Below are 15,068 nucleotides of genomic sequence, written 5' to 3'. Positions count from 1 at the left end.
TCAGGGGGTTGCAAGGTTGAATGAATGCAGACATAATGGCGCCCATCGAAACGCAGCAAACTTTGAAAAAGGTTCTACGTTTCAAGGAGATAGAAGCGTAAGCAACTAGATCCGAACTTTGAGGCCGAGTAGCAAAGTGGTTATGCTCCGGATTGCAAATCCGTCTACGCCGGTTCGATTCCGACCTCGGCCTCCACATTCGAAAGCCCCGCAGATTAACGTCTGCGGGGTTTTTCTTTGGGCGTTAGAAAACCCTATCGTTTCCGCAGGCTTGAGTCATGGTGGTGAGGCATGAGTTGTGCACACCGTGCAGCTTTCGCCGTTCCAGCAGTGCCTCGGTAAACTGACCAAGGTCTGCTAGTCGCTGTTTCAGACAGTAGCCGACCACCACCTTCGCGCGACAGCTAAAGCCCGCGCAAAGGATGTGCCGCCTCTTCACCGAATCGGCCGTATCAATTCAGCGCTTTGATTACGTACATTCCCCACGGCCTTGCCCACCGGGTACCACCTGAAATCCTCAGCCAGGCGGCATCCTGTCTTCACGATCGCCGCAGCGCGCTCAGGCGACGTGGTAGGGGCCAGCCATTCTAGAGCGGTCTCTGGCGTCAGCACCAAGGGCTTTCTGTCATGGATGTCGATCAGCCCCTGGTCTGCCGCCGCCGTGACGATCACGAACCCGTCGCGCTCGTCCGGCTCAGTGCCCTGGTGCACTTCAGCGAGCGCAGCGAAGTAAAGCGGGGCGCCATCCACGCTCGTGATGTACATCGGTTGTTTTCGCTTTGGCTCTGCTGGGTCGGGTATCCACTCGAACCACCCGTTCGCTGGCGCCAGGGCTCTACCGGCGGGCCACAGGTCTCTGAAGAACTTCCCCGTCACGACCGTCTCAGCACGAGCATTGATCGGGTCGGGGCGCTTCCCCTTCGCCCAAAATGGCGACCACCCCCACTTCACCCGGTCCACGCTCAGCCCCCCGTCTACCTGGCGTATGACCTCGACGCGGGTGGAGGGCGCCACGTTGTAACGGCTTATTGGCTCGTGGTCATAGCCATTTATCACGACCAGGTCCAGCGATAGCTGGCGCAGGTAGTGATCCATCGATTCGTAGATCGAGTACCGTCCGCACATTGCCCACCTCTCGCCCGTCAGAATTTTCATCGCTCAGGATTGACCGAGCGGCCGATGCCGGATTTACTGTATACACATACAGTATTCATCAGGCTCACCATTATGACCATCACAATTTTGGGTACGCCATCTGGCACTACCGAGCCGCTACCGCTCTATTCATTTCATGTGCCGGCCGGATTTCCATCCCCGGCAGCGGACCATCTGGAAGGCCATATCTCCCTTGATGAGCTGTTCGACCTCCGCGCACCCCATGTGTATCTGGTGAAAGTGGAGGGCGACAGCATGCAAGGGGCGGGGATTTACTCCGGCGACATTGTCATCGTAGATCGCGGCCGGGAGGCCGAGCACGGCGACGTGGTCATTGCCGCGGTAAACAGCGAGCCGGTCTGCAAGCGCCTGCATCGTCGCGACGGCGTGGTGATCCTCAAGTCGGAAAACCCGGCGTATCCGCCGCGGTACATCATGGAGGGCGATGATCTGGTCATATGGGGCGTTGTGCGTTACAGCGTTCGCGACCATGCGCAGTGACCAAGTTTTCGCACTCATCGATTGCAACTCGTTTTACGCGAGCTGCGAGCGAGTATTCCGGCCCGACCTGGCCAAGACCCCGATCGTTGTGTTGAGCAACAATGATGGGTGCGTGATCGCCAGGTCATACGACGCCAAGCCATTCGTGAAGATGGGCGAGCCGTACTTTCAGGCCAAGGACAAGCTGCGTCGGCACGGCATCATGGCCTTTAGCAGTAATTACGCGCTCTACGGCGACATGAGCGAGCGCGTCATGTCCCTGATCGAGTCGATGGTGCCTGCCGCCGAGATCTACAGCATCGACGAGTGCTTCGCTGATCTGTCCGGTATCCAGGAAAACCTGACCCAGTTCGGGCGAAAGCTCAGGTCCAGGGTCTTCCAGTGCACCGGCATACCAGTGGGGGTTGGGATCGCCGGCACAAAGACCTTGGCCAAGCTCGCCAATCACATGGCCAAGCGCTTGCAAGCCCAGACTGGCGGGGTGGTCGATATTACCGAGCCGTTCAAGCGCGATTGGGTGCTACGCAATACCAAGGTGAAAGAGGTGTGGGGAGTGGGCCGCCGTATGACTGCCCACCTTGAAGCGATGGGCATTCACACGGCGATGGATCTGGCCAAGGCTGACGCCTGGACGCTGCGACAGAAATTCAGTGTGGTGGTGGAGAAAACTGCCCGCGAGCTGGCTGGCACGCCTTGCCTGGAGTTGGACGAGGCTGAGCCGCCGAAGCAGGAAATTTGCTGCAGTCGGATGTTCGGCAAGCGGCTGACTGAGCTGGCGCCCATCAAGCAGGCGGTGGCCACCTACGTCGGTCGGGCTGCAGAAAAGCTTCGGGCCCAGGGTTCGGTGTGCAAGCGCATGCGCGTCAGCATCCGCACCGGCATGTTCAACCCGGATGAGGCGCACCACGCACAGGGGGCTTTGGTTGAACTTCCATACCCTACCTGCGACACGCTGTTGATGACCCGATTAGCCACAGAAGCGGTTGGCCGTATCTTCAGGCCCGGTTTTCGCTACAGCAAGGCAGAGGTGCTGCTGATGGACCTGCGGCAATCAGGTGAGTTTTCAGGGGACTTGTTTGCGCTGAAGCAATCGGTGGCATGTGACCGGTTGATGCAGGTGATGGATGGCATCAACGAGCGCTGGGGGAGGGGGACGATGCGCGCCGCCAGTGTGCCGGCGACACCGGACTGGGCAATGAGGAGGGAGATGATGAGCCAATCCTATACGACGCGGATCGACCAGTTGTGGACGGTCAAATGTTGAGGCTGCCATCGGCTTGGTTGGCCGAACTCAATGACCAATCGGCTCTGGTGGCCGATCCCGATGGTCGAGCAGCTGTGCTTGCTGAACTCGCGATTGCCGCGCACCGGCGCAGCGACGTTGATGCAGACCAACTCGTCGAGATGCTGGAGTTCGCCGAGTCTGCTCGGCTGTGGGCACTGTTTGAGCGTGAAGAGGTAGCGTGAGGCGCTCGAAGCGACTGGGGGCTATAGGCCGTTCTTGTATCGGTTTGCAAACCGTCTTCGCCCGTTCGATGGTGATGCAGTCGATGCCGACCCCATTTGAGCAGGTGGCAGGTGACGCTGTGCCAAGGCATGAGCGCCTCCATGCCCAGGTCGATCGCACGGTCTATGCCTGATGCGCCGTGCCCGCCATATCACGGCAGTGAATGGCGGGGAGACGATTACAACCGATTGTCCGATTCAAATCACAAACCGGTGGTACTCGGTTGCTTAGCGCCGGGCTTTGGCTATGGTGGCAATACACCATCCGAATAAGACCAAAGTATTAGGAGAGCGCCATGAGGATACGCGGTGAAGTTTTCTGGGCTTGGGCTGACCCGACGCTTCACAGTAGGACTCATGACGAAAGACTCGATGACGGAACATTCATAGATGTGCAGGTACGACTGTCGCGCACAGGTAACACGCAGATGTTCATCGGGGTGTATGCCTCAGGCGGCATGGCCCTTCATGAGGAGGCATTCGATTCACGTCCCGGTGAATCCATGACCAGAGCGCTGGCCTGGGGTGTGGGGCGTGCCCGCCGGATCGCGGCCGGAGAGATTGATCAGTCGGAGCGCTCTAAGACTGGTTAAGGCCTCCCGTTTTCGCGCTTATCTTGGCAGCTAAGAATGAGTTCAGCGGGGGGAGAGGTGATACGTTCGTCGGGTTTTCACCAGCAGTAAGAAACACCTGACAGGTGTGCTAGTCGGTGTAAGTAGTACTGATAAGAAACATGGACTTGCGGGTGAATTCTCATGGACACTGATAATCAAGAGCGCCAGTATCATGCGTACCAAGCGCTCAAAAGGCTCAGCGAGTTGACGGCTGATACGATGACCAAGATCGCCTATGGGCAAATCGATAGCATCGATTGGTACGATACCTGCCGCAGCCACCGTGAGGCGTTCGATTACTGGATGGAGTTCGCCGATGCCCAGAATCTCAGGGTTCTGAAGGCGCCCCAGCTGAGAGGCGCGAGCAATAATTTGAACCCGCGATTGAGAAGTAGATAGCATTCAGAGCGTCAGGGCGTTCGTGAATGAGTCCTTAAGGTCTGGCGCTACACGAGGGCAAAATCAGTGACACAGCCCTTTGCGTCGATGGCCACCGTGAGCACTTGAGGGTCGCTCAGGCCCAGGCCCTCTTCTGTGTAGACAAACGCCCACCGAAGCAATCTCAGCTCCCCCCGGCTCTCGCAGTTTTCATACGGGCCAAGCAGTCGCTCTAGCTCGGCTGATGTGGATTGCCCGCAAACGATGTACTTCAACTGCTCCTCAATCCGGGTAGCACTGATGCTGAAACTCTCAAGCAGCATTTTGCGCTCCAGAGCGGTCATCAGGCGATTTGAATCCGTTTGCATCGTCTCAATACACTCCATAACCAGATCGTAGGTTTGTAGGGCAATTCCAAGTGGGGAGCGAATTTTACCCATGAAATGTACTGAGTAGTACAAAAAGATGACCAAAGGGCTGCAAAGCCTGGCTTACTCATGGCTCAGCTCAAGTGCGCTGATCACACACACCGAAGCATCCTCTGCCGGCGTGTCATCGCTGAAGTCCACTTGGTTGTAGACCCCGCCGTGAAAATTCAGCGTCTGCGTTGCCCAGGAAGGTCCCAGTTGCAGCCCGACCGCAGTGCCACTGCGGCCATTGCAGTTCGCGCTGATCTTGCAAGCACCGTCTTCGATAACCTCGATACTCACATCGAGACGCACACCCAGCGGCACTTCGGCCAACACAGTGCTGTTGACAGACGTCGCCTGGTTAAAGTCTGAGCGAAAGCCTGCAGTGATTTTGCCTTTGTTCCAGAACACCTTGATTGGTGGGCTGTTGTTATCTTTGACATGCAATTGGGCAATGACCACCTTTTGCGCCAGATTGACCTTCTCCAGGGTCATGGTCTGGTGATTGCGGTGGCGGGCGGCACTGCCCAGTGACCAGTACACGGCTTCTTTCCATTCGCAGCGTGTGCGGTGAGTACTCTTGCTGGCCGCGCCCTTGGTCGGGGCGGTCATGCGTATCGAGCCGTCACTCTGGCGGGCAATAACGCTGGTCAGGGTGGCCAAGGCCTGTGCGCCAGTGACCTCCAGGGCAACCGGGTTGGAGGGCGATTTCGGCACCGGGGTGGTGATGATCAGATTGTCGATGTATACGGCCATGAAATTTCTCCTTGAAAATTCCGAGTCCTGCAAGGTTTGCGAGCCTGGCAGGCAGGGGGGAAGTTCCATCGAAGACGGGTTTCACTGATGAGGCGCAGGGAGAAAAAAGCCCGCCATGCTGGCGGGCAAGTCACGTTTGAAGGGAGAGCCTGTAGGATGGGGGCAACCGGTTAAGTCAGTATTAACCCACCCTCCATTGACCATGGCTGCAGATGCGCCTATACAGGCGTGCCATTTTTCCGGGAGCGACCATGCGCGACGAAGACGACCTGCACGAGCCTGAACACGATCACCTGCTCGACCACGAATTTCTCTACGACAGCTTTGAACCTGAGGCGGATGCGCAGGGGGCCGAGGATGAGGTCGAAGAGGATGATGCGCTGCTGGATGACCTCGATGACCTCGATGATGACGAGCGCGACCATCCAGCCTGGCACGATGACCTGGACGACTGACTCAGCGCCCGTCCAGCGAGAATCGCCCGGGGCCGCTCACCGCCAGCAACAGCAAACCGCCAACGATGCTGAGGTTCTTCAGGAACTGGGTCATGTTGGCGGCACGTTCAGGGTCGACCATATTCCAGAACGGGTGCCCCAACAGCGCGGTGCCCAGTACGAACAGGGCGAACAGCAAGGCTAGCGGACGGGTATAGAAGCCGAGGATCAGGATGATGGCGACGAAGAATTCCATGATCACGGCGACCGCTGCGGCAACCATGGGCGCGGGGGCCCCCAGCGACGTCATGTAGCCGACCGTGCCCTCGAAGCCGGTCAGCTTCGCCCAGCCGGAAATGACGAAGAGGATCATCAACAGCACACGGGCGACCAGGATGATCACGTCGCGTTGACCAGCAAGCAGGGAGTAGCGCATGGTAGCGTTCCAGTGGGTGCAGACAAACTCCACTCTAGCAGTTGCATGGCGAATTGCCGCCGGGCAGCAAAAAGGCGCCGTATGGCTAATGTCGGTCAGTTGGCGTTGTCAGGACTGCTATGCAGCACGTCGCTTGACTGACGGGCATCACCGTAAGGGCGCCTTTTCGAGGAATATGGTGCGAGTGGCGGGACTCGAACCCGCAAGGCTCACGCCGACAGATTTTAAGTCTGCTGTGTATACCAATTCCACCACACTCGCACGCTTGAAACCGGCACGCCTCTGAGCAGAGGCGCTGGTAATCAGGCGCGCTTTATAACCCATTGTTATAGTTGAGTCAACCATAGCGCCTATGATCAAAGGAGTGGGTGGCATTTGCACAGGCGATTGACACCTCGCTGTCATTAGGCCACTGTGCCGTTCCTTACTGGATCCAATAAGTGCAGCGTCTGCGTACTTAGCCAGCCATCATCGTGCTAACGGGTGCATCGTCCGCCCATGCCTGAGGCTACGCTGGCCGCACTCATTACCGCCCAACCGCTGTGCCAGTGGAGTTTGCATGGTTTCAGCCGACTGCATCGCCCCACCTGCAATGACCGCCAACCGCTACGAGCAGCTGGTGCAGGCTGTGGTGGACTATGCCATCTACATGCTCGACCCTTCTGGCCACGTGGTGTCGTGGAATGCCGGCGCTGAACGGATCAAGGGCTACCGTGCCGACGAGGTGATAGGCCGGCATTTCTCGCTGTTCTTCACACCCCAAGACCGCGCTGAAGGGCGCCCTGACTATCTGCTCAAGCAAGCCCTCGAGCTGGGCGTGGCGCAAGATGAGGGCTGGCGGGTACGCAAGGACGGTACGCAATTCTGGGCGTTGGCCGCCCTCGATGTGATCCGCGATGATCTGGGACAGATCATTGGCCTAGCCAAGGTCACGCGCGATATTACCGACCGGCGCGAATCGGCACTGCAACTGGACGCCATGCGTGCCCAGCTGTTCCAGGCGCAAAAGCTCGAGGCGCTGGGCCAATTGACGGGCGGATTGGCGCACGACTTCAACAACCTGCTCACCATCATCATGAGTTCGGCCAAGCTGGCACTGAACAGCCCGGACCCGGTGCGTGTGCAGCGTATGCTGGAGCACATCCTGGATGCAGGCCAGCGTGGTACCGAGCTGACGCAGCAACTGCTGACGTTCGCCAGGCATCGGCAGATGGATGTCACGGTGGTGGCGCCCGCTACGGTACTGGCTTCCACGCGCAGTTTGCTGGAGCACGCCTTGCCGAGCGATATCGAACTGCAAGAGCACCTGCAACCTGACCTGCCTGTGATCGAGGTGGATGCCGGGCAGTTGCAGATGGTACTGCTCAATTTGCTGTTCAATGCCCGCGATGCCGTCGGTGAGCGCGGCACGATCTGTATTGCGCTTGATGCGGTCGAGCTCACGGGCGAAGTAGACGGGCTGCACGGCACGTTCGTGTGCTTTGAAGTGCGCGACTCCGGTGCTGGCATCGACTCCCACGTGCTGCCACGCATCTTCGAGCCATTTTTCACCACCAAGCCTTTTGGCAAGGGTACAGGTCTCGGGCTCAGTCAGGCCTACGGCTTTGCCAAGCAAAGCAACGGCGCAATCTCTGTGCAAAGTACGGTCGGCAAGGGCACCTGCATGCGCCTCTACCTGCCGGCGTCGGAGCACGCTGCGGCCCCTCAATCCCACAGGTAACTCCCATGGTTCAGGCACTCAAGCGGCTGTTGACGGGGATCGAAGGGCTCGATGCCTTGCTCAAGGGCGGCCTGGTCGCAGGCGGCTCCTACATCGTTCAGGGCCCACCTGGCGCGGGCAAGACCATCCTCGCCAACCAGTTGGCATGTGGTCATGTACGCACGGGTGGACGAGTGTTGGTTGCCACCCTGCTCAGCGAGTCCCATGAACGGCTTTTTCAGTATCTGGCGACCATGGGGTTCTTCGACTCGGCGCTGATCGGTGACCAGATCCAGTTCGTCAGTGCCTTCGATACCCTCGAAAAGGAGGGGCTCGATGCGGTGGTCAAATTGCTCCGCCAGGAAATTGCCCGGCAGCAAGCCAGCCTGCTGATCGTCGACGGCCTGCTCAATGCCAGGGTCCGCGCGGAAACCACACTGGATACCAAGAAGTTCGTTTCTGAACTGCAGGGGCATGCCGCTTTTGCCGGCTGTACCGTGCTGCTGCTGACCAGTGCCCGGCTCGATGAAGGCAGCCCCGAGCACACCATGGTCGATGGCGTGATCGAACTGGGGGAACAGTTGCTGGGTAGCCGCGCCGTGCGCCATGTGCAACTGCGCAAGACGCGGGGTAGCGGGGCACTGTCCGGGCGCCATGAATGCCTGATCGACGAGGACGGGATCCATGTTTACCCGCGCCTGGAAGCGCTGTACAGCCACCCCAGCCAGCTGGGTTCGGCCACGCTGAGCCAGGTGACCTCGGGCGTAACCGCGCTGGATGAAATGTTGGGCGGCGGGCTGGCCAGTGGTTCGGTGAGTTTGTTGATGGGCCCCTCCGGTGCAGGCAAGACGTCGCTGGGCCTGGCCTTTCTTGGCGCAGCAACCGCCGAAAGCCCTGCGCTGCATTTCGGCTTCTATGAAACACCTGCCAGGGTACGCCTGAAGGCCGCTTCCTTGGGTTACGACTTCGACGCGCTGGAGCGGCAAGGTGCTTTGCAACTGAGCTGGCAACCGACGACCGAGGGCTTGCTCGACCAGGTCGGTGCCCGCCTGTTGGAACAAGTCCAGCAGCAGGGTAGCAAGCGTGTGCTGATCGACAGCCTGGGCGCATTCAGCCGCCTGGCGACTGATCCGGCACGGCTCAATGCGTTTTTCCGCGCCTTGACTGGCGAGCTGCGCGCACGCGATGTCAGCGTCATGCTCACCTGGGAGATGCGCGACCTGTTTGGCGCGGAAATCACCGCCCCGGCTCCCGACCTGTCGAGCATCGTCGATAACCTGTTATTGATGCGTTTTGTCGAACTGGATTCGCAACTGCGGCGCATGTTGTCAGTGCTCAAGGTGCGCGACAGCCATCACGACCCTGCGCTGCATGAGTTGCATATCGGCCCGCAGGGCATTCACCTGCACAAGGCTTTCGAGGGCGCATCCGGTGTGCTCTCGGGTACGCCCGTGCCCCAAGGCAGCGGGTGAAGGGCGGCGGATGAACACTATTCTGATCGTCGATGACGAATACCTGATCGCCGATATCCTGGGCTTTGCCCTGGAGGACGAAGGCTTTCTGGTAGAAAAGGCGAGCAATGGGCGCAAGGCCCTGGAAGCGTTACAGGAAAAACGCGTGGATCTGGTGATCACCGACTACATGATGCCGGTGCTCAACGGCGAAGAGCTGGTGCTGGCTATTCGCAAAGAGCTGCAGTTGCCCGACCTCCCTGTGATCCTGATGAGTGGCGCGCAGGCCAGCCAAGGACGCCCGGAGCTGTTCGCTGCGGCGTTCGACAAACCGTTCGACGTGGACAAGTTGATCGCCAAAGTGCGCGAGCTGCTTGGCGCCTGAGGCTCGGGCTGCGGTAGGTACGCAATCGATCAAGCGCGTCCGTGCGGCTTGAAGTGTCGCAATCAGTGTTAATCGTCGTGCTTTTCCGGCGCCGGGCTACCGGCCTGGATACGCTTGAAGATTTCTTCACGGTGCACCTGGACATCTTTTGGTGCATCAATGCCAATCCTCACCTGCATCCCCTTGACGCCCAGAATGGTGACTTTGATGTCATCGTTGATGACGATGCTTTCGCCAACCTTACGGGTGAGTATCAGCATGTAGTTCTCCTTGGTGGTATCGAAATCCACCCGGCAAGTGCCGCAGTGGTGGGAGCCTGTCCCTCTTCCTTCTCATTAAAGACGCTTTCGGCGGATATTAATTCCCCGTAAAGCAAATTCTGTTGTGTGTCTTTAGTTGCAGGTGCCGTGGTGAAACGCGGGTAAGCGTCCGGCGAAGGTGCTCGGTGGCAAGGATAGGGCGCTTCGGCCTTAATGGGAAATTTCTCTGCATGATTACAGGTATAGGCTCGTTCAATTGGCTTGTGCTTGCTCCAGTGCCTGCAGAAACAACAGCAATGCCACTTCTTCGGGATCAAGGCCCTTGCGCACGCGGCGGCCAGGAAGCTCTGCCAGGCGTCCCAACGCGTAATGCTCCAGCACGGCAGGGTGGATATAGCAGCGCCTGCATACGGCCGGCGTGTTGCCCAGGCGCGCGGCCACCTGCTTGACGATACTCGCAACCTGGCGCTTGGCCTCGCTTTCCGGCTCCCAGGCCAGCGGCCTGAGCAGGCTCAGCGCCAGGCTGCTACCTGCCCAGGTGCGGTAATCCTTGGCAGTGAAATCGGCACCGGTCAGTTGCTGCAGGAACTGGTTGATCTCACTCGACCCAATGCTGTGCCGCTGGCCTTCTTCGTCCAGGTACTGGAACAGCGCTTGGCCCGGCAGCTCCATGCAACGTTTGAGCAGGTTGGCCAGGCGTCGGTCGCGCAGGGTGACATTGTGTTCCACGCCGCGCTTGCCGCGGAACTGGAAGCGGATGGTGCTGCCCTCGACCTTCACATGGCGGTTGCGCAGCGTGGTCAGGCCGTAGGATTTGTTGTCGCGCAAATAGCGCTGATTGCCGATGCGAATCAGTGTGTGGTCCAGCAGGCTGACCACCAGTGCCATTACCTTCTCCCGGTCCAGCCCCGGGCGCGCCAGGTGGGTCTCCAGCTGTGCGCGAAGCTTGGGCAATGCCTGGGCGAAGGCCAGCATGCGTCCATATTTGTGTTGATCGCGCAGCTCACGCCACTGGGCGTGGTAGCGGTATTGCTTGCGGCCACGCGCATCGCGCCCTGTGGCTTGCAGGTGGCCTTGCGGGTCGGCGCAAATCCACACGTCGGTGTAGGCTGGCGGGATCACCAGGGCGGCGATGCGCGCCAGGGTTTCGCTGTCGCGCACCCGCTGGCCTTGGGCATCGAGGTAGATGAAACGGTCGCGCCAGCGGCGCCGGCTCAGGCCGGGCTGGCTATCGTCAACGTAATGCAGGCTGGCGGGTAAGGTGCAGTCAAGCATGGGCGGCAGGCCTCGATCAGGTCACTGATCAATGGACAGCGGCCGCGCGAGTGATGCTCAGCCCAATAGCGCTACCGACTTTATTTGCGCGATCAACGCCTGCCCCGGATGCAGGCCGAGCTGGTCCGCCGAGAAGCGGGTGATGCGCGCCAGCAGGGCATTGCCGCCGGCATCCAGGCTGACGAGCACATGCGCCGGGTTGTCTGCCGGGTGCACGTCACGCACCCGCACGGCCAGCCGGTTAAGGATGCTGGAGGCGCCATCTGGCGATAGCGTCAGGCTGACGTCGCGGGCCTGAATCTTGACCCGCAAGGTGCTGCCCGTTTCGTGCGCCGGGTAGGCAATGCGCAGCAACGGCGCTTCACTGCCAGGCAGGCGCAGGTCGAGCAAGCCGTAATGGGCGTCGTGGTCAACCACCACGCCCTCTAATACCGCGCCGGCATCGTCGCCCTGGGCCAGCGACAGGTCCAGGCGCGCGAGGGTTTGCCCAATCGGGCCGCTGGCCGTTGCCCTGCCTTGCTCCAGCAGCACCAGGTGGTCGGCCAGCCGCGCCACTTCGTCCTGGGCATGGCTGACGTAGATCACGGGAACGTCCAGTTCATCGTGCAGGCGCTCCAGGTAGGGCAGGATCTCGCGCTTGCGCGGCCCGTCCAGTGCGGCCAGGGGCTCATCCATCAATAACAGGCGCGGGCTGCTGAGCAGCGCCCGGGCGATACCCACACGCTGAGCCTCGCCGCCCGACAGGGTTGCCGGCCTGCGCTCGAGCAGATGGCCGATGCCCAGCAGTTGGCAGGCCTGGTCGAGGTTGACCTTGCGCTCGCCTGGTGCAATTCGCCGCCAGCCGAACGCCAGGTTGCCGCGCACCGACAAATGCGGGAACAGGCTGGCCTCCTGAAACACGTAGCCGACCGGCCGCAGGTGGGGCGCCTGGAAGTAGTTGCGCGCACTGTCTTCCCAGACTTCACCATTGACCTCGATATAGGCGCTCGCGGCCCTTTCCAGGCCGGCCAGGCAGCGCAGGCACGAGGTTTTGCCCGAGCCGGAATGGCCGAACAGGGCGCTGATGCCGCGCCCTGGCAGTTGCAGGTCGACATCCAAGGTGAAGTCGTCACGCGCAAGCTTGATGCGCGCCACAATCGATCCGCTCATTTCAGCTCCAGCCAGGCTTGCCTCGGCGCCCTGCGTACAGCAGGAGCAGCACCAGGAACGAGAACACCAGCATGGCACCGGCCAGCCAGTGGGCTTGCGTGTATTCCATGGCCTCGACGTGATCGAAGATCTGCACCGAGACCACGCGGGTCTTGTCAGGGATGTTGCCGCCAATCATCAGCACCACACCAAACTCGCCTACGGTGTGGGCAAAACCAAGGATGCTGGCGGTGATGAAACCAGGCCGTGCCAGCGGCAGCACCACATGTACGAAGGTGTCCCACGGGCTGGCGCGCAAGGTCGCGGCGACTTCCAGCGGGCGCTGGCCGATGGCAGCGAAGGCGTTCTGCAGCGGTTGCACCACGAACGGCAGGGAGTACACCGTCGAGCCGATCACCAGGCCAGTGAAACTGAACACCACGCTGCCCAGGCCCAGCGCCTCGGTGGCCTGGCCTATCCAGCCATGCGGGCCGAGGGCGATCAGCAGGTAAAACCCGATCACTGTCGGCGGCAGCACCAGCGGCAGCGCCACCACTGCGCCCACGGGCCCGCGCAGCCAAGAGCGCGTACGCGCCAGCCACCAGGCGATGGGCGTGCCGATGAGCAGCAAGATCAGGGTGGTCAGGCTGGCCAGCTTGACGGTCAGCCAGATGGCACCCAGGTCACTGGCGTCCAGTGGCATCAGCGTTCATAACCATAAGACTTGATGATCGCAGTGGCTTTGGGGCCTTTGAGGTATTCAACCAGTGCCTTGGCCGCCGGGTTGTCTTTGCCCTTGTTGAGAATGACGGCGTCCTGGCGGATAGGGTCGTGCAGCTCGGACGGTACGACCCAGGCCGAACCACGGGTGACTTTGCCGTCCTTGTAGATCTGCGACAGGGCGACGAAACCCAGCTCGGCATTGCCGGTGGAGACGAACTGGAAGGCTTGAGTGATGTTCTGGCCTTCGACGATCTTACCCTGGGTGGCTTGAGCCAAGCCAAGCTTGGCCAGTACTTGCGTGGCGGCCAGGCCGTAGGGCGCCGTTTTCGGGTTGGCGATGGACAGGTGCTTGTACTGGTTTTTCTTCAATACCTCACCTTGGGCGTCAACGTAGCCGTCCTTGGCCGACCACAGGGCCAACGTACCAATGGCGTAGGTGAAGCGCGAGCCGGGGACGATGTCCTTTTCCTGCTCCAGCTTGGCCGGGGTGCTGTCATCGGCGGCGAGGAACACCTCGAACGGCGCGCCGTTCTTGATCTGTGCGTAGAACTGCCCGGTGGCGCCGTAGGCAGCGATCAGCTTGTGGCCGGTGTCTTTCTCGAAGTCCTTGGCGATGGCCTGGATCGGCGCGGTGAAGTTTGCAGCGACCGCAACCTGCACCTCGTCGGCCCAGGCGCTGTTGACGTATAGGATGCAGGCGAGGGCAGTGGCGGCCAGGAGGGGCAAGCGTGTACGCATGAAAACAGCTCCTTAGGAGTGCAGGTTGTCGTTATAGCGGTAACTATATAGCGATAGCCCTGAAGCCGGAAGGTGCTGCCTGGCTTGATAGCTGAAATTGGCGCAATCCCTTCAGGGGCGGCACCCCAGGTCAGTGGCTAACGGCCAATCAGCGTCAACGCCCTCTCTGCAATTTCCCGGGTCAGCTGTTCAGCCGGCATCGCTTTGCCCAGCCGCAACGCTTGCCCTGCCCACAAGTTGCTGAAGTCGCTGTTGCCTTGTGGATCGGTGATTGCCCGCAACGGCATCAGCGCGCCGCCAGCCAGGGGGAAGCGTGGCGCCAGTTCACTCATCGGCCCCAGTTCGCGCATGACGCGGTTGTTGATGCCGCGTGCCGGGCGCCCGGTGAACAGGTTGGTCAGGGCCGTGTCGCTGGCCGAAGCACTGTCCAGCGCGCGCCGGTGGGCTGCAGACACCTTGGCCTGCGGGCAGAACAGGTAGGCCGTGCCGATTTGCACGGCGCTGGCCCCCAGGGCCAGCGCGGCAACCAGGCCACGAGGGTCAGCGATGCCGCCAGCGGCGATCACCGGCACCCCGACTGCATCGGCAACCTGCGGCACCAGGGCGAAGGTGCCGATCTGGCTGTTGATGTCTTCACTGAGGAACATGCCGCGATGGCCACCGGCTTCACTGCCCATGGCAATGATCGCGTCGCAACCCTTGGCCTCCAACCACAGCGCTTCTTCCACCGTAGTGGCGCTGGACAGCACCTTGGCGCCGGTTGCTTTCACACGCTGCAGCAGCGCAGCGTCGGGCAGGCCGAAGTGGAAGCTCACCACCTCCGGGCGCAGTTGTTCGACCCACTGGCAGCTGTGCTCGTCAAAGGGGGCGCGGTTGGACACCGGGGTGGGAGCCTCGAAGTCGGCGCCCAGTTCGGTGTAGTACGGCTTGAGTGCCAGCTTCCAGCGCTTGTCGCGGTCGACGTCAGGGGCTGGCGGCTGGTGGCAGAAGAAATTCAGGTTCAGCGGGGCGCTCGGGCAAGCGCTGCGAAAGGCTGCGATCTCGTCGCGCACCTGCTCGCCGGTAAGCATGGCGCAGGGCAGGGCGCCCAGGCCCCCGGCGTTGGCCACGGCGATGGCCAGAGCCGAGCCGCTGGCGCCGGCCATGGGCGCCTGGAGAATGGGCAACTCGATGCCCAGCAGATCGAGAATACGACGGTCGGGCCAGTTGCTCATGCAGT

Annotated in this window: 19 protein-coding genes and 2 tRNA genes; 10 read left to right on the top strand and 11 right to left on the bottom strand. The window is 60.8% G+C overall.

Going from position 1 to position 15,068, the window contains the following annotated elements:
* Nucleotides 1-122 precede the first annotated feature (122 nt).
* Nucleotides 123-196, top strand: a tRNA-Cys gene (locus JNA92_RS14605).
* A 239-nt stretch (nt 197-435) separates the two neighbouring features.
* Here JNA92_RS14605 and JNA92_RS14600 read toward each other — a convergent pair.
* On the bottom strand, nt 436-1,125 hold the full coding sequence (locus tag JNA92_RS14600; RefSeq protein WP_241805451.1) for an SOS response-associated peptidase family protein: 690 nt from the start codon (nt 1,123-1,125) through the stop codon (nt 436-438).
* Between the two features lie 102 nt (nt 1,126-1,227).
* Here JNA92_RS14600 and JNA92_RS14595 point away from each other — a divergent pair, with 102 nt between their 5' ends.
* The 5 genes from JNA92_RS14595 to JNA92_RS14575 all read left to right on the top strand — a co-directional run bounded on the left by JNA92_RS14595 (nt 1,228) and on the right by JNA92_RS14575 (nt 4,175).
* The gene (locus tag JNA92_RS14595) at nt 1,228-1,656 is read left to right on the top strand and encodes a LexA family protein (RefSeq protein ID WP_241805353.1); all 429 of its coding nucleotides are present in this window, start codon (nt 1,228-1,230) and stop codon (nt 1,654-1,656) included.
* Nucleotides 1,646-2,920 carry a translesion error-prone DNA polymerase V subunit UmuC gene (umuC, locus tag JNA92_RS14590; protein ID WP_241805352.1) on the top strand — a complete coding sequence of 425 codons (1,275 nt, stop codon included), beginning with the start codon at nt 1,646-1,648 and terminating at the stop codon, nt 2,918-2,920. Before JNA92_RS14595 ends, umuC begins: the two co-directional genes overlap by 11 nt.
* Entirely contained in the window at nt 2,914-3,123 is a 210-nt protein-coding gene (locus tag JNA92_RS14585; protein ID WP_241805351.1) for a hypothetical protein, read from the top strand. The genes umuC and JNA92_RS14585 overlap by 7 nt, the downstream gene beginning before the upstream one ends.
* 335 nt (nt 3,124-3,458) lie before the next feature.
* Nucleotides 3,459-3,755 carry a hypothetical protein gene (locus JNA92_RS14580; RefSeq protein ID WP_241805350.1) on the top strand — a complete coding sequence of 99 codons (297 nt, stop codon included), beginning with the start codon at nt 3,459-3,461 and terminating at the stop codon, nt 3,753-3,755.
* 162 nt (nt 3,756-3,917) lie between these two features.
* Nucleotides 3,918-4,175 carry a hypothetical protein gene (locus JNA92_RS14575; protein WP_241805349.1) on the top strand — a complete coding sequence of 86 codons (258 nt, stop codon included), beginning with the start codon at nt 3,918-3,920 and terminating at the stop codon, nt 4,173-4,175.
* Nucleotides 4,176-4,222: 47 nt separating this feature from the next.
* Here JNA92_RS14575 and JNA92_RS14570 read toward each other — a convergent pair whose 3' ends face one another.
* Both JNA92_RS14570 and JNA92_RS14565 read right to left on the bottom strand, forming a co-directional pair.
* Nucleotides 4,223-4,594: a hypothetical protein gene (locus JNA92_RS14570; RefSeq protein WP_241805348.1), complete on the bottom strand. Its 372-nt coding sequence runs from the start codon at nt 4,592-4,594 to the stop codon at nt 4,223-4,225.
* Nucleotides 4,595-4,645: 51 nt separating this feature from the next.
* Nucleotides 4,646-5,320, bottom strand: a complete 675-nt coding sequence (locus tag JNA92_RS14565) for a polysaccharide lyase family 7 protein (RefSeq protein WP_241805347.1) — start codon at nt 5,318-5,320, stop codon at nt 4,646-4,648.
* Between the two features lie 251 nt (nt 5,321-5,571).
* On the opposite strand from JNA92_RS14565, the gene JNA92_RS14560 reads away from it, so the two are divergent.
* Nucleotides 5,572-5,775 carry a hypothetical protein gene (locus JNA92_RS14560; RefSeq protein WP_241805346.1) on the top strand — a complete coding sequence of 68 codons (204 nt, stop codon included), beginning with the start codon at nt 5,572-5,574 and terminating at the stop codon, nt 5,773-5,775.
* A gap of 1 nt (nt 5,776) precedes the next feature.
* On the opposite strand, the gene JNA92_RS14555 is transcribed toward JNA92_RS14560, so the two are convergent.
* Together JNA92_RS14555 and JNA92_RS14550 are read right to left on the bottom strand one after the other, a co-directional pair.
* Nucleotides 5,777-6,190, bottom strand: coding sequence for a DoxX family protein (locus tag JNA92_RS14555; protein ID WP_241805345.1), 414 nt, complete (start codon nt 6,188-6,190; stop codon nt 5,777-5,779).
* 176 nt (nt 6,191-6,366) lie between these two features.
* Nucleotides 6,367-6,451, bottom strand: a tRNA-Leu gene (locus JNA92_RS14550).
* Nucleotides 6,452-6,749: 298 nt separating this feature from the next.
* Between JNA92_RS14550 and JNA92_RS14545 the strand changes: the two genes are divergently transcribed.
* The 3 genes from JNA92_RS14545 to JNA92_RS14535 are packed head-to-tail and all read left to right on the top strand — an operon-like array spanning nt 6,750 to nt 9,725.
* The gene (locus tag JNA92_RS14545) at nt 6,750-7,910 is read left to right on the top strand and encodes a two-component system sensor histidine kinase NtrB (RefSeq protein WP_241805344.1); all 1,161 of its coding nucleotides are present in this window, start codon (nt 6,750-6,752) and stop codon (nt 7,908-7,910) included.
* Between the two features lie 5 nt (nt 7,911-7,915).
* Complete coding sequence (locus JNA92_RS14540; protein ID WP_241805343.1) at nt 7,916-9,361, top strand: ATPase domain-containing protein; 1,446 nt, start codon at nt 7,916-7,918, stop codon at nt 9,359-9,361.
* Nucleotides 9,362-9,371: 10 nt separating this feature from the next.
* Entirely contained in the window at nt 9,372-9,725 is a 354-nt protein-coding gene (locus JNA92_RS14535; protein ID WP_012315048.1) for a response regulator, read from the top strand.
* A 68-nt stretch (nt 9,726-9,793) separates the two neighbouring features.
* Here JNA92_RS14535 and csrA read toward each other — a convergent pair whose 3' ends face one another.
* From csrA to JNA92_RS14505, 6 genes are all read right to left on the bottom strand, one after another.
* Entirely contained in the window at nt 9,794-9,985 is a 192-nt protein-coding gene (gene csrA, locus JNA92_RS14530; protein ID WP_241805342.1) for a carbon storage regulator CsrA, read from the bottom strand.
* 252 nt (nt 9,986-10,237) lie between these two features.
* Entirely contained in the window at nt 10,238-11,260 is a 1,023-nt protein-coding gene (locus JNA92_RS14525) for a DNA topoisomerase IB (RefSeq protein WP_241805341.1), read from the bottom strand.
* Nucleotides 11,261-11,317: 57 nt separating this feature from the next.
* Nucleotides 11,318-12,409, bottom strand: coding sequence for a molybdenum ABC transporter ATP-binding protein (gene modC / locus JNA92_RS14520; protein ID WP_241805340.1), 1,092 nt, complete (start codon nt 12,407-12,409; stop codon nt 11,318-11,320).
* A gap of 1 nt (nt 12,410) precedes the next feature.
* On the bottom strand, nt 12,411-13,091 hold the full coding sequence (gene modB, locus JNA92_RS14515; protein WP_241805339.1) for a molybdate ABC transporter permease subunit: 681 nt from the start codon (nt 13,089-13,091) through the stop codon (nt 12,411-12,413).
* Nucleotides 13,091-13,849, bottom strand: coding sequence for a molybdate ABC transporter substrate-binding protein (gene modA / locus JNA92_RS14510; RefSeq protein ID WP_241805338.1), 759 nt, complete (start codon nt 13,847-13,849; stop codon nt 13,091-13,093). Before modA ends, modB begins: the two co-directional genes overlap by 1 nt.
* A gap of 137 nt (nt 13,850-13,986) precedes the next feature.
* Nucleotides 13,987-15,063: an NAD(P)H-dependent flavin oxidoreductase gene (locus JNA92_RS14505; RefSeq protein WP_241805337.1), complete on the bottom strand. Its 1,077-nt coding sequence runs from the start codon at nt 15,061-15,063 to the stop codon at nt 13,987-13,989.
* Between the last annotated feature and the right edge of the window lie 5 nt (nt 15,064-15,068).

The sequence above is a fragment of the Pseudomonas putida genome, from assembly GCF_022627325.1.
In the GTDB taxonomy this organism is placed as follows: Bacteria; Pseudomonadota; Gammaproteobacteria; order Pseudomonadales; family Pseudomonadaceae; genus Aquipseudomonas; species Aquipseudomonas putida_X.
This window is presented reverse-complemented; position numbering and strand designations above follow the sequence as displayed.

What these genes read in the sequence shown, in the direction of transcription:
- JNA92_RS14600 (WP_241805451.1), bottom strand. Translation starts at nt 1,125, where the DNA reads ATGTGCGGACGGTACTCGATCTACGAATCGATGGATCACTACCTGCGC.
- JNA92_RS14595 (WP_241805353.1), top strand. Translation starts at nt 1,228, where the DNA reads ATGACCATCACAATTTTGGGTACGCCATCTGGCACTACCGAGCCGCTA.
- umuC (WP_241805352.1), top strand. Translation starts at nt 1,646, where the DNA reads ATGCGCAGTGACCAAGTTTTCGCACTCATCGATTGCAACTCGTTTTAC.
- JNA92_RS14585 (WP_241805351.1), top strand. Translation starts at nt 2,914, where the DNA reads ATGTTGAGGCTGCCATCGGCTTGGTTGGCCGAACTCAATGACCAATCG.
- JNA92_RS14580 (WP_241805350.1), top strand. Translation starts at nt 3,459, where the DNA reads ATGAGGATACGCGGTGAAGTTTTCTGGGCTTGGGCTGACCCGACGCTT.
- JNA92_RS14575 (WP_241805349.1), top strand. Translation starts at nt 3,918, where the DNA reads ATGGACACTGATAATCAAGAGCGCCAGTATCATGCGTACCAAGCGCTC.
- JNA92_RS14570 (WP_241805348.1), bottom strand. Translation starts at nt 4,594, where the DNA reads ATGGGTAAAATTCGCTCCCCACTTGGAATTGCCCTACAAACCTACGAT.
- JNA92_RS14565 (WP_241805347.1), bottom strand. Translation starts at nt 5,320, where the DNA reads ATGGCCGTATACATCGACAATCTGATCATCACCACCCCGGTGCCGAAA.
- JNA92_RS14560 (WP_241805346.1), top strand. Translation starts at nt 5,572, where the DNA reads ATGCGCGACGAAGACGACCTGCACGAGCCTGAACACGATCACCTGCTC.
- JNA92_RS14555 (WP_241805345.1), bottom strand. Translation starts at nt 6,190, where the DNA reads ATGCGCTACTCCCTGCTTGCTGGTCAACGCGACGTGATCATCCTGGTC.
- JNA92_RS14545 (WP_241805344.1), top strand. Translation starts at nt 6,750, where the DNA reads ATGGTTTCAGCCGACTGCATCGCCCCACCTGCAATGACCGCCAACCGC.
- JNA92_RS14540 (WP_241805343.1), top strand. Translation starts at nt 7,916, where the DNA reads ATGGTTCAGGCACTCAAGCGGCTGTTGACGGGGATCGAAGGGCTCGAT.
- JNA92_RS14535 (WP_012315048.1), top strand. Translation starts at nt 9,372, where the DNA reads ATGAACACTATTCTGATCGTCGATGACGAATACCTGATCGCCGATATC.
- csrA (WP_241805342.1), bottom strand. Translation starts at nt 9,985, where the DNA reads ATGCTGATACTCACCCGTAAGGTTGGCGAAAGCATCGTCATCAACGAT.
- JNA92_RS14525 (WP_241805341.1), bottom strand. Translation starts at nt 11,260, where the DNA reads ATGCTTGACTGCACCTTACCCGCCAGCCTGCATTACGTTGACGATAGC.
- modC (WP_241805340.1), bottom strand. Translation starts at nt 12,409, where the DNA reads ATGAGCGGATCGATTGTGGCGCGCATCAAGCTTGCGCGTGACGACTTC.
- modB (WP_241805339.1), bottom strand. Translation starts at nt 13,091, where the DNA reads ATGCCACTGGACGCCAGTGACCTGGGTGCCATCTGGCTGACCGTCAAG.
- modA (WP_241805338.1), bottom strand. Translation starts at nt 13,849, where the DNA reads ATGCGTACACGCTTGCCCCTCCTGGCCGCCACTGCCCTCGCCTGCATC.
- JNA92_RS14505 (WP_241805337.1), bottom strand. Translation starts at nt 15,063, where the DNA reads ATGAGCAACTGGCCCGACCGTCGTATTCTCGATCTGCTGGGCATCGAG.